Source organism: Paracoccus marinaquae (genome assembly GCF_018860165.1).
GTDB classification, from domain to species: Bacteria; Pseudomonadota; Alphaproteobacteria; order Rhodobacterales; family Rhodobacteraceae; genus Paracoccus; species Paracoccus marinaquae.
On sequence record NZ_JAHKNG010000036.1, the window covers coordinates 1 to 13,643 of the forward strand.

Genomic DNA, 13,643 nt, shown 5'->3' on the forward strand with positions numbered 1-13,643 from the left:
TCGACGGTTGGGAAACCCTTTCTCAGCCGATCGAGCCGTGCGCCCTTGACCGCGCCGCCTGACGCGGCCATCCATCACATGCTCGGAGATGCCGCCGACGAATTTCCACCAGATACGCGACACCACCGCCGCATACGCGCGTTCTGTCTATCGTGAGTCTGTTGTTTGTCACCCATCTGTTCCAGATCGGGCTCTTCGCAGGCGGCTTCTGGATTGCGGGGGCGTGGTTCGGGATCGGTGGCTTTGAGGGACCCGATATGGCACACCCGCTCGACTATCTATATTTCTCGGCTGTCATGTACACATCGCTCGGGATTGGCGATATCGTCCCAACCGGACATATGAGGTTTATCGCCGGTGTCGAGGCCCTCAACGGGCTCCTGCTGATTGCCTGGTCCGCATCCTTCCTGTTTGCGATGATGAACCGCCTGTGGGACTGGGAGCCTTGTGTCGAGCCCAAAGACGAGGAGTGAGGCATCCGTTCTAGGGGCTCAACCAATCAGCGCATCTTGAACGCAATGATGCCGAGCAATGCGGCGAAAGCTGAACTGCTCACAACGGCGAGTTTTGCCGTTGCGGCGATCGGAGTTGCATCGAATGCCGCACCGACGATGAACAAGCTCATGGTGAAACCGACGCCAGCCAGCAGTGAGACCCTAATGACGTCCCGCATCGAGGTGCCGGGCGGGAGTGTTCCGATGCCGAGGCGAAGCGCCAGAAGTGTTCCGCCGAGAATTCCCAAAGGCTTACCGACAATCAAAGCAATCGCAATGCCGATTGCGACAGACCATGCCTGTGGGTCAGCAGGAGCAAAATCCATCATGACGCCGCCGTTGAAGAATGTGAAGATTGGCACAACAAAGAGCAGAGCAACTGGCGAAACGCGCCGCTCGGCGCGCGCTGTCGCTCTTGGCGGAAACGACGACAGCGGCAATGAAAACCCGACAATTGCCCCTGCAATGGCTCCTTCGAGACCGGTCAGTATAAGTCCTGCCCAGAGAACGCAGCCGAAGGCGAGGTAAGGCAAGAGAGATGCCCTTCGGGTTCGATTGAGCAGAAATAGACCTGCTAAGCCGCCAACCACCACCCAAAGCGGCCAAAACTGATCGAACGCTCCGTAGAACAATGCGATGACAATTACTGCGCCAAGGTCGTCGAAAATCGCTGCGGCTGTGGCAAAGGCGATGACCGCAGGGTCAACCCGGCCCGAAAACAGCGAGAGGACGCCAAGGACCAAGACGATGTCTGTCGCAATCGGGATTGCCCAGCCACGCAGGGCGACGGCATCTCCGGCATTGAGCCCGAAGTAGATCGCTGCCGGCACAATCATGCCCCCAAGCGCCGCACTTGCCGGAAGCATGGCCGCACCGGGTTCGGTCAGCGCCCCACGGGTCAGCTCAAGATTTGTGTGAAGACCGATGAGAAAGAAGAAGACCGTCAGAAGGCCCTGATTGATCCACTCGATCAGAGGGGCTTCGATTGCCCAGTCGCCCGCCCCAACCCGCAGAGGCAGGTGATGCACAATCGCGTAGATGTCCGCCAGCGGCGAGTTCGCGGCCACTATACCCAGAGCAAGACCGACGAGCATGGCGAACCCCGCGCGCCGCCCGTCGCGAACCGATTGCGTGGCAACATCCGTCAACTGTGGGCGGGCTCATCTTGCGGCGCCAGCCAGCGCGACAGGTAGGCGCGTTCGAACAGAAAGACTCCCGCGATCGTAAGGGCCGCGTAGGCGACAATCGCGGGATCGCTTTGTAATTTCATGGCAGTGAACGCGACCAGAACGATCGCATCAAACCCGAGTGCTGCAAGAATGATGACACCCGAGGCACCGATCTCTGCCCTGCGGTAGCGCCAGACACCCCAATGCACGGCCATATCCATCATCAGATAGAAGAACGCACCCAACGACGCGATGCGGCTCAGATCGAAAAACACAGCAAGGAAGGATGCGATCACCACGGTGTAAACCAGCGTATGCCGCTGGATCGGACCGGACATGCCGAAGTGACTATGCGGGATCATCTTCATATCCGTCAGCATCGCAAGCATCCGCGAGACCGCAAAGACACTCGCCAGCACGGCAGACGCCGTGGCGACGACGGCCAGCAGGACCGTCAGCAGGAAGCCTACCTGCCCCAATGCCGGTTCCGCCGCCTCGGCCAGCGAATAGTCCTTGGCGGCAATGATCTCGTCTATGGTCAGGCTGGACCCGACACCGAAGGCCACGAGCAGATAGACGACGACGCACAGCGCAATCGAAATCATGATCGCGCGCCCCACGTTGCGGTTGGGATCGGTGATCTCGGCGCCGCTGTTGGTGATCGTCGTGAACCCCTTGAACGCAAGAATGGCAAGCGCGACCGAGGCGACGAAACCCATCGGGCCGAAATCCACAGCGTCCCGCGACGCGGCTGCAAATTCAAACCCGCTCGACCACAGGGCCGCGATCCCGAAGAGCGCGATGCCCCCGATCTTGATTGCGGCCATGACCATCGAGAACAGCCCAATTGACCGGTTGCCCGCGATGTTTACGACGAAGGCGAAAAGGATTACCCCAACGGCCAGGATGGGCACCAGCGGCCCGCCCTCGATATCGAACGGACGCAAAAGATAGGTGGCAAAGGTCCTTGCGACGAGGCTTTCCGCGATCACCATGCTGAGCGCCATTAGAAGCGCCGCCCCAGCCGCAACTGCCCCCGGTCCGTAGCATTTTTGCAGGATCATCCCGATCCCCCCTGCCGAGGGCCAGGCGTTGGACATCTTGATGTAGCTGTAGGAACTGAACCCGGTGACGATCGCGCCGATGATGAACGCAATGGGAAAGAACGGCCCGGCCAGTTCGGCGATCTGCCCGGTCAGAGCAAAGATCCCTGCCCCGATCATCACGCCCGTGCCCATGGCAACCGCGCCGCCCAAAGTAATGGAGTTCTTCTTGTAGCCGTCGCCGCCGTGGTCGTGCTCATGGTTCATGATTTGCCCCGTCTTTCCTGTTTCTTAGTTCGGCCTTTGCCAAGCGTTTGTGTGTATGGCCACTCCGCCTGCTAAGTGGCGACGCAAACCGCTCAGCGCCTGCTCCAGATCAAGGTGATCAACAATGGAATTGGCCCCTGCGTGTCGTGCATCGCTGGACCGCATTGCCTCAAGTGTCACCAATATCATCGCAGCCGTCAAATCAGCCTGATCGCCACCTTCGAACAGGTTCGCGGCGATCTCTTTGCCTTCGCAATCGAACGCAACCGCCGCAATCCGTGTTCGTAATTGCCCGAATTGCGGCAGCCACTGTGAAAGCTTTGTCATTTGCCGGGGATGCTCTGACATCCAACGTCCGAGCCTAAGCCGTTGTGCCACTGCAAACAGGCGTGTGACAAATGGCGGATCGACGGCCAGGTAATGGTGAACACGGAGTTCGAGTCCGCCAGGATGAATACCCTCATCGGGAAACGCCACATCGAGCGCCAGTCTCGGCGTCTCGTTCTGTGCGAAACTGAACCTCCAGGGGTGCGTGCCTGGAAACACAGACCGGCCCGTCACCGGATCGTCATAAGGCTGTCCAAGCGTCCGAAAGAACCACTCGGCCGCCGCCTGTCCATAGTGACGGCCCATACCAAGCTCGACTCCGATACGCAGCGTCTCTACCCGTTTGTCGCTTGCCAGAGCTGCCGCCATCAATGTGCTGAGACCCGGAGCAGTTCCAACACCCGTCACAAGACACCCGTTTGTCCCGTCCGCCGCCCGGATCAGGGCGTGGACATAGCTCGGCGTCGCCGATGTATCGAGCACCGTACCGCCTCTTGCGAGAATTTCAGCGACCAGCCCCGGCGGTGTCGCTTCGGTCAGATTTACGACCATGGCGTCGTCGGGAAGTGAATGGGCCGCGTCGGGGCGCGCCACGTCGAGGGCTGTGTAAACCACGTTTTCATGCGCCGGTTCAACCGCACGGTTTCGCCTGGAAACCGCCCAAACCTTCCATTCCTGATGGTCGGAAAGGAGGCGAACAAGCCGCGACCCGACATCACCGGATCCTCCGAGGATCACCAGATTGCTCACTCCGTTCACCCTCTTGGTCTCGGCGCTTCTAAATCGCAAATCCGTCTTGCATTTCCGATATCAAACTCAATCTTCGATCAATTCGCAGGCGAGCGCTCGATCGTCGGCAAAAACTGACGCCGCTCCGGTTTCCCGATAGCCAGCTTGCGCTCTGCAAAAAACGGAACAGAACGCTTGCGTTCATTGCGCGGCAACTTCCCGGAATCGAGGCAGAAACGCCGGAACATTCTCTGCATATCTCTCCCATGCCTCGCCAAACCGGGCCCGACTGTCGGCCTCCTCGCTCTTGGCAAGTCGCGCATACATCCAGACCAGAACCGGGAACATTGCAAGCGTGAGGATTGTCGGCCATTGCACGAGGAACCCTGCCATGATGAGAGCGAACCCCACATATTGCGGATGCCGTATCCGGGCGTAGGGACCCGTGACCGCCAGTCGCCCGGCCCGCTGTGCTGCCCAGAGATGGTGCCAGGCCACCGAGATCAGCCAGAAGCCCCCACCGATGAATGCAAAGCTGAGGAAATGGAACGGCCCGAAATGCGGGTTCGCTTCCCAGCCGAACATCATTTCCAGAAGGTGCCCGCTGTCATGGGCGAACCAGTCAATCCCCGGCCAGTTGGATTGGAGCCAACCCGACAGGAAAAAGATCGTCAGCGGAAACCCGTACATCTCGACAAAAAGTGCCACGATGAAAGCACTGAATGCGCCGAAGCTGCGCCAGTCACGCGATGTCTGTGGCTTGAAGAAACTGAACGCGAACAGAATGAAGACCGCCGAATTGATGAACACGAGCAGCCAAAGCCCGTATGACGATCCCGGGTCGCTCGTCATTTGTCATCACCCGATCCGCGGCCGCCATGTCCGCCGTGGCCACCATGACCGCCATGCATGAAGAAATGCATGCCAACACAAAGCAGCAAAGGGAGCCAGATCAGCAACCCGCTGCCCAGAATGTGCACCCGATGCTCGTAACCCAGCAGTAGTCCACCAAGGATGAGCGCAAAGATCAGGTAGATGCCCGCGCGTGATTTCCAGAACGAGGGCGGCCTCGGCGGATTGTCATTATCCAAATGTTTTTCGTGATGTCTTGTCATAACACATTCCCGTAGTCAGTTGTGGATCGAGGGGACATGAAACCAGCCCCCACGCGTCGGAGCCATTCGCGCAGTTTCTGCAAGGTTATGGCCAGTCTTTTTTCGCGTCATACGTCATGTCCCTTGAAAAGAACCCCTGCGGGCGCGCGACGTCCCTGAACCGCATCGAATTCGGCTTCTGTCAGAAAATCAAGCGCCCGCCGCCCCGTGACATCCGCCGCAGCCGCAAGAACATGCGCCCAGCTTGATCGGTTGGCGAACAGCATCCCGTTGGTATCGAGTGTACCGCCGCGACCGCAAAACCCGAGGAATTTCGACTTCCGCAATCCGGTATCAAGGCGGCGGAGGAGACCGCAGAGCGGCTCCGGCCTGGTATGCGCGACAAAAACCCGGGCGCCTGCCGTTTCGGGAAAGAATATTTCGAGCGTCGCGTCGGAGGCGGTCATCTTCGCCTCATGATCGTCGCGGGTGCTGCGGAACCGTCCCGGCTCGACCATCACGATGACACGGTGCCGCACGCTCTTTTCTTTCAGGCGATCCGACGCCGTGAGAGTTTCGGCCAGTTGGTAAGCGCCAATGGCGACCAAGATCAATTCCGGGTCATCGCCACCGACATCGCGCAGGCAGACCGCGCCGTCGGCCAGCGCCCGTTGCGCCAGTTCGGGAGATAGCACGTCTGGAACTTCGCGCTTGGGAACCACCATCGTCCAGATCGCCCCGTGTGATCGAAAGACATCCCGCAGGCATGCGACGGCACTGTTCCAGTCCACAGGAAACACGACGCGAGAGAGATCGGACATCTCCGCCCACATCGTTTCGGCGGCGGTCGTGTCCTGATGCGACAGCTCGTTCTTGCCATTTTCCCACGTATGCGAGGTGAGGACAACCGGCAGGCCAAGCCAATAGGGTTGGCGACCTGCGGCGATCAATTGCCGCGTGAAGATCAAATCCTGGCGCAAAGCGCCAAGCATTTTCGTGGCGAAGGCTTCGTAGGAGACTGCCAGATTGAGACCGCTCTTGTTTCCCAGAACGGCGCATATGACGGCTTCTTCGTTAAGGGCTGTTATCACGCCACCGGTCTCGGATTCCGGCATCCCGGGCTCGGGGGCGGTCACACGATGCTTCAGCAGATCTAGGGTCGCGTTCATCCTGTTGCTGCGCATTTCATCAGGGTTGCCGACGCGGGCGCGCAGGCCGGGATTGGCGAGGACAAGCGCTTCGAAGTATTGGTCGAGACCTTCCATCGGCGAGACGTTTCTGCGACCCTCAGAGGCGTGCCACGGCGGTTCGGGCAGGCTGGGCGTCACCGCCGGGCGCGAGATCAGGGGATGGGCCCGCTCCTTGGGACGTCCCGAGGCGTCATGGTTGTTGAGCGCAAGCACCGCATCCGACAGGTCTTTTGGCGGCACCCAGAGGTTCGCGGCACCTTCGTTGAAGTCACGGCGGGCGGCCGCGTCGGTTCGCGGATTGCCCTCGAGCGGCAGGTTATGCGCACGGTTCGTGCCGGCGCCGGGAAATCCGAAACCTTTGACCGTCTCCGCGATGCCGTAGTGTAGACGGATCGCAGGTGCTTCGTCCTTTTCCCGAACGGCCAGGGCATCGGCGGCGAGACGTTCCTCGATCTCAAAGATCGCCCAAGCGAAGGCTGCCGGATCGCGCCCGTCCAGATCGATCGGATCGAAACCGTTCAGCCGCAGGTGCCGACGGAACCAGTCCACGCCGCCGGATTGCGCCATTGTCGTGCGCTGGTCGATCCGTCGACCGTTCGCGATCATGATCGGGGCGACCGGCCCGGTGTCTTTCGAACGCCACCAGCGCGGTGCCCAGTCGCTTCCGCGCTGTTCTTCGAAAGCACCGTCACTCATGAACGCCACAAGATGTTCACCGGGCTGAGGCATGTGCCCGTAGAGCAGTCCGGCAAAGCCGAGATAGCCGCCTTCGATGAGACCGCCGGCGGTATGCGCGTTCACATGGCTGCCGAGCGCAGATGCGGGGCGTCCCTCGGCGGTGATCTCGTAGGAATAGAAATCCCGAACGAAGCGCGTCAGGCCGGGATCGGAAAACGAGTATCGGTTCTCCTGTTCGGACGACATGTTGTTGACGATGAGGTTCACCGCGTCGATCGCGGCAACGCAATGCCCCTGTCCCATCAGCCAGGATCGTGTCATGCCGCCAAGCGCGTTTGCAGCCAGATAGCCGACATAGGCTGGAACCATGTTGAGCGACCCGCCGGTATGACCATCGGGACCGGCTTTGAAATCCTCGGCGTCAAGCGGTGTCCCGTCCGTGCGCACGTTTCGCGCATAGGTCATATGCACCACGAGCCACATTGCCGCCTTCGTGATGCGATCTGCTGCGGCGAGGATACGCCAGGCTTCGGCCCTGTCGCGCACTCGCCCGCGACGCTCGAGAATATCGACCATGTCGTGGACCCGCACCTGTGTCAGGTCGTCATGGGCCGCAAGACCCGCGCCAAGCACCCAATCCGCAAAGGCCGGTTCGTTGCCACGATAGAGAGCGGCCCGATCCCTTGTCCGCACTTGCCCGGCGGCCGGCGTCTCCAAGTGCCTGTTGTGGTTTTCGGACATCCTGATTTCCCTGCTTCTCTAGTCGATGCTTGTGCCCGCTCGCACCCCAAGCGACCCGAATGCTTCAGCCAGAACGTCGGCGATTCCGATCGCATTCGATGGATGCGGTATGGTGTCGGTGGTGATGATCCTTGCGGCACCGGCTGCCAGAATGTCATCATGTGCGGAACCGGCGAAAACCGCGTGGATCACGAGGCACACCGGCGCGCGGCTGCCCGCCGCAACGAGCCGTTCAATGGTGCGCACCAAGGTCCGTCCCGAAGAGGCGATATCGTCCAGGATCACGGGCGTGCCATCGCGCAACACGGCACTTTCCGGCACGCTGACCTCGACCTGACGGTCGCCGGTCCGGACCTTGCGCAGCACTTCATAGGGCCGTCCGGCCAGCCGGGCCACCTCGGCCACCCATTGCTGGCTTTCGCTATCGGGGCCCAAAAGAACAGCGTCGGGCAGGTTAGTCTTGATCCAGTTTGCAAGCAGTGGGGCGGAAACGGCGCGCACCGCTGGGATCGGGAAAACCTCCTCCAGCCGAGCGATCCGGTGCAGATGCGGATCGACCGTCACCAGCCAGTCGAAACTTTCACCCAGGAAGTGCGCGAAAAGCCGCGCGCTGACCGCCTGCCCAGCCTCGAAACGGCTGTCCTGCCGCATGTAACCGAGATAGGGTGCGATCAATCCGACGCGGCGCGCGCCCATCTCGCGGGCCGTCGCCGCGGCGAAGCGCAACGGCAGCGCATGATGGTCTGGATTGCGTAATGTCGCCAGGAGCGCCACGTCGGCCCCGTCCAGATCGCCCGGCAAGGTCATCAGGCTTTCGCCATCGGGGAAATGGTGCCAGTCGAGCGTGCGCAATTCCGCCCCCATCGCAAGTGCCAGAGTTTCGGTCAGTAGCTTCATTTCGGGAAACGGTATGAGGATCATGGGCCCTCCTCGGACAGCGTGAGAACCCCGGTTTGGGATTCGGCATAGGCCAGGGCATAGGCCAGTTCGCCCGCTGTCTCGGCATGGAGTTCATAGAGCGGCTGGCCCTCGTCCACCCGGTCGCCCAACCGCACCAGCAAGCGAATGCCTGCGCATTTCTGACGCGGCGCGCCTGCCAGCTTGGCGATGCGGGCGATCCGGCGGTTATCCACGGATGTCAAAAGGCCCGCGTGGGGGGCGTGTATCTCGATCCGCTGCGCCGCCGTTCCGGGTTCCCGGAACCCGCCCTGCGCCTCACAGATCGCCATGAACCTGGCCTCAGCCGCGCCGCTATCCAGCAGAGCCCGGGCCCGGTCTCGTCCCTGCCCCGCCACGCCGTCGGGAGCGAGGTCCAGAAGATGCCCGGCCAGATCCAGCGCCCTTTCGCGCAGGTCCGCAGGCGCATCGGGCGCGCGTCGCAGGACCGCCAGCACGTCGATGGCTTCCAGCGTCGGGCCGATGCCGCGCCCGACCGGAGCGATGCCGTCGCTGATATGCAGCGCCAGGTTCAGACCCAACGCATTGCTGACCGCTGACACACGGACGCCGAGTGCCTCGGCAGCCTTCTCAGAGCGCACCTTGGCCGTGGGTCCGACCGGCATGTCGATCAGGACATGCGTGGCACCCGCCGCGGCCTTCTTCGACAGTACGCTTGCCACCAACTGACCGGTCGAGTCGAAATCAAGCGGGCGTTCGACACGAATGAAATGATCGTCGGCGGGGCTGAGGGCGAGCCCGCCACCCCAGACGATGCACCCGCCTTCTGCTTCGACTACCCTGCGCAGCGCGGCGGCGTCGAGCGCAACGGGTGCCATGGCCTCCATCGTGTCGGCCGTCCCTGCCGGCGACGTGATCGCACGGCTGGACGTCTTGGGAATCAGGTGCCCCGCTGCGGCGATGATAGCAACCACGATCGGCGTCGTTCGATTGCCCGGCAAACCGCCGACGCAATGCTTGTCGAGAATGGTCCGCCCTCCCCAGTCGAGCGTCTGCCCGGCGCCCTGCATGGCGCGGGTCAGTGCCACGGTCTCGGGCTCATCCAGCCGCTCACCCGCACAGGCGGTGACGAAAGCGGCAAGCTCGAGATCGGACAGCCGGCTGTCGAGCGTGTCGCTCACGATTGCCGCGAACCCAGCCTGATCCAGCCTGTCGCCATAGGCTTTCGACCGGATCATCGACGCGGAAACGGGCGGTTCGGGATGAGAAAACGCTCCCTTGTCCCCTGCTCGCGCACCAAGCGCCGCCCAAGCCGAGGCGGACAGCGCCGCCTGATCCACGTCAAGCCACGCTCCGCGGCCAACGACATTCAGGGTTGCGATGATCCAACGGTCCTCCAGGTCGATCCGCACACGGGTCTGGGCCGCGAACCCCTCGGAGCGACAGATGTGGCAGTCTTCGTTCATATAGACGACCGGTTGCCGGTAGGTGTCGATCCCGGCGGGGACAAGAGCAAGCGTATCGGTCATCGCGGCCGGTCCAGATAGACGGATTCGAGGTGCTCCGGGACGCGCACGGATCGTCCAAGCTCGTGTTTGACGCGAAATCTCAGGGTGTCCGCAGCCGAAGGTTCCCCGTGGGTCAGATAGGTCATCGTGGGTGCGGGACCGGCGGACATCCAGCGCAGGATTTCGTCGGCATCGGCATGCCCGGAAAAGGACTGGAGCTGAACCACTTCGGCCTCGATCGGGAACTCTCGTCCGAACATGCGCAAGGTTCGCGCGCCATCGGCCAGCACCGCGCCACGTGTTCCGCCGGCCTGAAAGCCGGACAGCAGGATCGTGTTCCGCCTGTCGCCGCCAAAGCTTGCCAGATGGTGCAGGATGCGCCCGCCGGTCAGCATTCCGCTGGCGGAGACGATGATCATCGGGCCCTGGCGCGTGTTCAGATCCTTCGATTGCTCGACCGTGTTGACGCGCTTGGCAATCTCGAACATCGCGACGCAGTCTTCGCGGCTGACGTGATGCTCTGCGTGGTGGCGGTGATAGATATCGGTCGCATCCACGGCCATCGGGCTGTTGAGGAACACCGGTACATAGGGAATGTCCCCCCGCGCCATGAGCCGCGCGATATGCAGCATCACCCCCTGCGCCCGTCCGACCGCAAATGACGGGATCAGTACCGTGCCGCCACGGGCAAACGTGCGCTTCAGGACTGGGGCCAGTTCGGCCTCGGGGTCGGTATCGGGATGGGAGCGATTGCCGTAGGTGGATTCGCAGACCAGCACATCGGCTCCACCGAACGGTTTCGGCGGCCGCATCAGCGGATCGGGATCATGGCCCAGATCGCCGCTGAAATGGACGACCCTGTCGCCGATCTCGAAACGGATCTGGGCGGCGCCCAGAAGGTGCCCGGCCGGGATGAAACGGGCGGCGACCCCGTCGCCGAGGTCGATCCTCTGATCGAAGCCATGCGGCCGAAGGCGTTCCAGCGCCGCCTCTGCATCCTTGAGCGTATAGAGCGGTTTGGGGTTCTTGTGTTTGGAAAACCCCCTCCGGGCGGCAAAGCGCGCCTCTTCTTCCTGAATGTGTCCGCTGTCGGGCAGGATAAGCCCGCAAAGGTCTGCTGTCGCCTCGGTGCAGTGGACCCGGCCGCCGAACCCCGCCCGGATCAGCGCCGGCAGGTATCCCGAATGGTCGAGATGTGCATGTGTGAGCAGCACAGTGTCGATCGTGTTCGGACGCACGGGAAACGTTTTGCGGTTGCGTTCTCGCAGGTTCTTGAACCCTTGGAACAGGCCGCAATCCACGAGAATGCGCCGTCCCATGGCCTCGATCAGATAACGCGATCCCGTCACGGTCCCGGCGGCACCCAGAAAGCGTAGTTTCGGACGTGTGATTTGTGTCATGCCTAAGTCTCCCTATTCGCGATGGCGTTGAAGAGCCCGCCGAAGATCAACGCGGCATACCAGCCATAGAGAAAGCTCTCGACCAGACCGACGATGAAGCCAAGCGGTGTCAGCCAGACGAACCCTGGCAGCAGGCCGGACCAGGTCTGGTACATCGCATAGCCGGGAAAGATCAGATCGAACGCGATGCAGACCAGATAGGTCACCGCCAGAAACAGGCTCAGCGCCCAGCCCAGCGGCACAAGTGGCAGGCGCGCGCGCCCCGTCGCGGTATCCGCGCCCATGACACATGCCCCGCACGTCATGCGCAGGGCCAGGAAAAGGATCGCCGCGACTGCGGTGAAATAGATGATAGGCATCATGGCTTGTTCCCTCCTCGCCGCCGGTGGGACCGGTCCGCAAGAGCCTTGCTATCCGGCGCCGCCGTGCCGTGGCTCGCGCGGGACGCAGATCCCGCGCGGGGGTGTCGTGTCAGTGGCCGCAGCAGCAGCCGGATTTGGCCGGCGTCTCCTTGGCGGATTCCGTGACGCGCGGCTCGGGCTTGGCTTGGCCCTGCGCGTCGGATTTGCCGCCGCAACATCCGGTCGATTTCTCGGCGGCGCTGGCTTGCTTCGGGGTATTGGAAAGACTGTCCATCTGGACCTCCTCTTGTTGCCTTCGTTCTATAGACGCGGCTCGACGGACAGCATTACAGGAATTCGGACATTGGCGCGTTTGCAGTGTGAGGATGCGGGCGGTCTCGCAGGCCGGAGGCAGTCGTTTGGCAGCTCCGACCGGGACGCCCGATCCGGGCTGGCATGGGTCGAGCGGTTCTGACAGCTACAGCAGTCGTCGCGCGGCCCAGCCAATCGCCTCCAGGCCACGCGCGCGCAAGCCGCGGCGGTGCCACGCCGGCTGGGTGATTTCAGCGGCCTCTGCGAGATCGCTCAGATACTGCGCCTGCAGTTGCTCGGCCAGGGTCCGATCCCGAGCGATCAACACGAGCTCCTGGTTGATGAACAGGCTCCGGTAGTCGAGGTTTGCCGATCCCACGATCGACCAGGTCGCGTCGATGACCGAAGTCTTGGCATGCAATTGGCGCGGCAGATATTCGTAGACCCTCACACCCGCCGACAAAAGGTGCGCATATGCCGCCCGAGTCGCCCAGCCCGCGACCGGCGGATCGCTCCGGCGGGGGACCAGCAAACGGGCGTCCACGCCGCGCCGGGCGGCGGCCTGAAGCGCCCGGTCGACCACGGTTCCCGGACTGAAATAGGGCGAGGTCAGATAAACGTGGGTTTGCGCCATTTCGATCAGCCCCGCGTGCAGACAGGCAAGCCGCTTTCGGCACATGCGCGAGTAGCTCGGCACCAGCAATCCCGCGACCCCGTCAGTGTCTTCGGGAATTGCGCCGGCCGGAAGCTGGCGGGCGTCATGCCAGAGCCGGTCGAAATGCCGAACCGCGAGCTCTGCCAGCGGGCCAGCGACGCGCAAATGGGTATCCCGCTGGCGGGTCTCGCCGTGAAGTCGGCGCGAGTTCAGCCGGCGAATGTTGAAACCACCCAGGAACGCTTCCCGGCCATCGACGACAAGAAGCTTGCGGTGGTTGCGTTGCAGGTATCGCAGCGGGTGCCGCAGGCTGAAGGGACGAAACCAGCGGAACCGGACCCCGGCCCGTTTCAAATCGTGCCGCAGCCTGCGAAAGTTTCTCTGGCCGGCACCAAAGGCGTCGAGATGCAGCCGCACGTCGAGGCCGGCGCGTGCCTGTGCCGCGAGCGCGGCGACGAAGCGCGCACCGACCTCGTCGGCTGCAAAGATATAGGACTCCATGCGGATCTCGCGCGTCGCGCGCTCAATCGCCGATATCATTGCGTCGAACAAAGCATCGCCTTCGACGAAAAGCCGGAACGTGCCCTCGCCCTCGCCGAGGGTCGGCACACAGATCGCGGCGCGTGCCTGTTCGCTCGACGGCGTGACGTCGGGCGCTGCGCGGCCGATGCTGGACGTACGGAGGTTTCTGTCGAAGACGCGCATCGCTCTCATTTACCGCCTCCTGATTCGGACGGCAACGTCAGGGTCGGCGAGAGGTCTTTCGCGCCCGGCTGTGATGGCTCGAAAACCTGCATT

Annotated in this window: 13 protein-coding genes; 1 reads left to right on the plus strand and 12 read right to left on the minus strand. The window is 62.4% G+C overall.

What is annotated here, in order from left to right:
- Positions 1 to 152: 152 nt before the first annotated feature.
- Positions 153 to 473, plus strand: coding sequence for an ion channel (locus tag KNW02_RS15925; protein ID WP_431356768.1), 321 nt, complete (start codon positions 153 to 155; stop codon positions 471 to 473).
- Positions 474 to 499: 26 nt separating this feature from the next.
- On the opposite strand, the gene nhaA is transcribed toward KNW02_RS15925, so the two are convergent.
- From nhaA to KNW02_RS15985, 12 genes are all read right to left on the minus strand, one after another.
- Positions 500 to 1,642, minus strand: a complete 1,143-nt coding sequence (nhaA, locus tag KNW02_RS15930) for a Na+/H+ antiporter NhaA (protein WP_216034262.1) — start codon at positions 1,640 to 1,642, stop codon at positions 500 to 502.
- Positions 1,639 to 2,973, minus strand: a complete 1,335-nt coding sequence (locus KNW02_RS15935) for an APC family permease (protein ID WP_216034263.1) — start codon at positions 2,971 to 2,973, stop codon at positions 1,639 to 1,641. The genes nhaA and KNW02_RS15935 overlap by 4 nt, the downstream gene beginning before the upstream one ends.
- Positions 2,974 to 2,997: 24 nt before the next feature.
- Positions 2,998 to 4,050, minus strand: a complete 1,053-nt coding sequence (locus KNW02_RS15940) for a hypothetical protein (protein WP_216034264.1) — start codon at positions 4,048 to 4,050, stop codon at positions 2,998 to 3,000.
- Between the two features lie 180 nt (positions 4,051 to 4,230).
- Complete coding sequence (locus KNW02_RS15945; RefSeq protein ID WP_216034265.1) at positions 4,231 to 4,881, minus strand: methyltransferase family protein; 651 nt, start codon at positions 4,879 to 4,881, stop codon at positions 4,231 to 4,233.
- A complete protein-coding gene (locus KNW02_RS15950; RefSeq protein ID WP_081749914.1) occupies positions 4,878 to 5,144 on the minus strand; it encodes a DUF2933 domain-containing protein in 267 nt (88 codons plus the stop codon). Before KNW02_RS15950 ends, KNW02_RS15945 begins: the two co-directional genes overlap by 4 nt.
- Before the next feature lie 107 nt (positions 5,145 to 5,251).
- A complete protein-coding gene (locus tag KNW02_RS15955) occupies positions 5,252 to 7,732 on the minus strand; it encodes a phosphoketolase family protein (RefSeq protein ID WP_216034266.1) in 2,481 nt (826 codons plus the stop codon).
- 18 nt (positions 7,733 to 7,750) lie between these two features.
- A complete protein-coding gene (locus KNW02_RS15960) occupies positions 7,751 to 8,653 on the minus strand; it encodes a ribose-phosphate diphosphokinase (protein WP_043847455.1) in 903 nt (300 codons plus the stop codon).
- A complete protein-coding gene (locus KNW02_RS15965; protein ID WP_043847457.1) occupies positions 8,650 to 10,158 on the minus strand; it encodes a thymidine phosphorylase family protein in 1,509 nt (502 codons plus the stop codon). Before KNW02_RS15965 ends, KNW02_RS15960 begins: the two co-directional genes overlap by 4 nt.
- On the minus strand, positions 10,155 to 11,537 hold the full coding sequence (locus tag KNW02_RS15970) for an MBL fold metallo-hydrolase (protein ID WP_043847458.1): 1,383 nt from the start codon (positions 11,535 to 11,537) through the stop codon (positions 10,155 to 10,157). Before KNW02_RS15970 ends, KNW02_RS15965 begins: the two co-directional genes overlap by 4 nt.
- 2 nt (positions 11,538 to 11,539) lie before the next feature.
- Positions 11,540 to 11,899 (minus strand): DUF5676 family membrane protein, encoded by a 360-nt coding sequence (locus tag KNW02_RS15975; protein WP_043847459.1) that lies wholly within the window; start codon positions 11,897 to 11,899, stop codon positions 11,540 to 11,542.
- Between the two features lie 109 nt (positions 11,900 to 12,008).
- Positions 12,009 to 12,173, minus strand: a complete 165-nt coding sequence (locus tag KNW02_RS15980; protein ID WP_157835932.1) for a hypothetical protein — start codon at positions 12,171 to 12,173, stop codon at positions 12,009 to 12,011.
- Between the two features lie 183 nt (positions 12,174 to 12,356).
- Entirely contained in the window at positions 12,357 to 13,550 is a 1,194-nt protein-coding gene (locus KNW02_RS15985; protein ID WP_216034267.1) for a phospholipase D-like domain-containing protein, read from the minus strand.
- Positions 13,551 to 13,643: the final 93 nt, after the last annotated feature.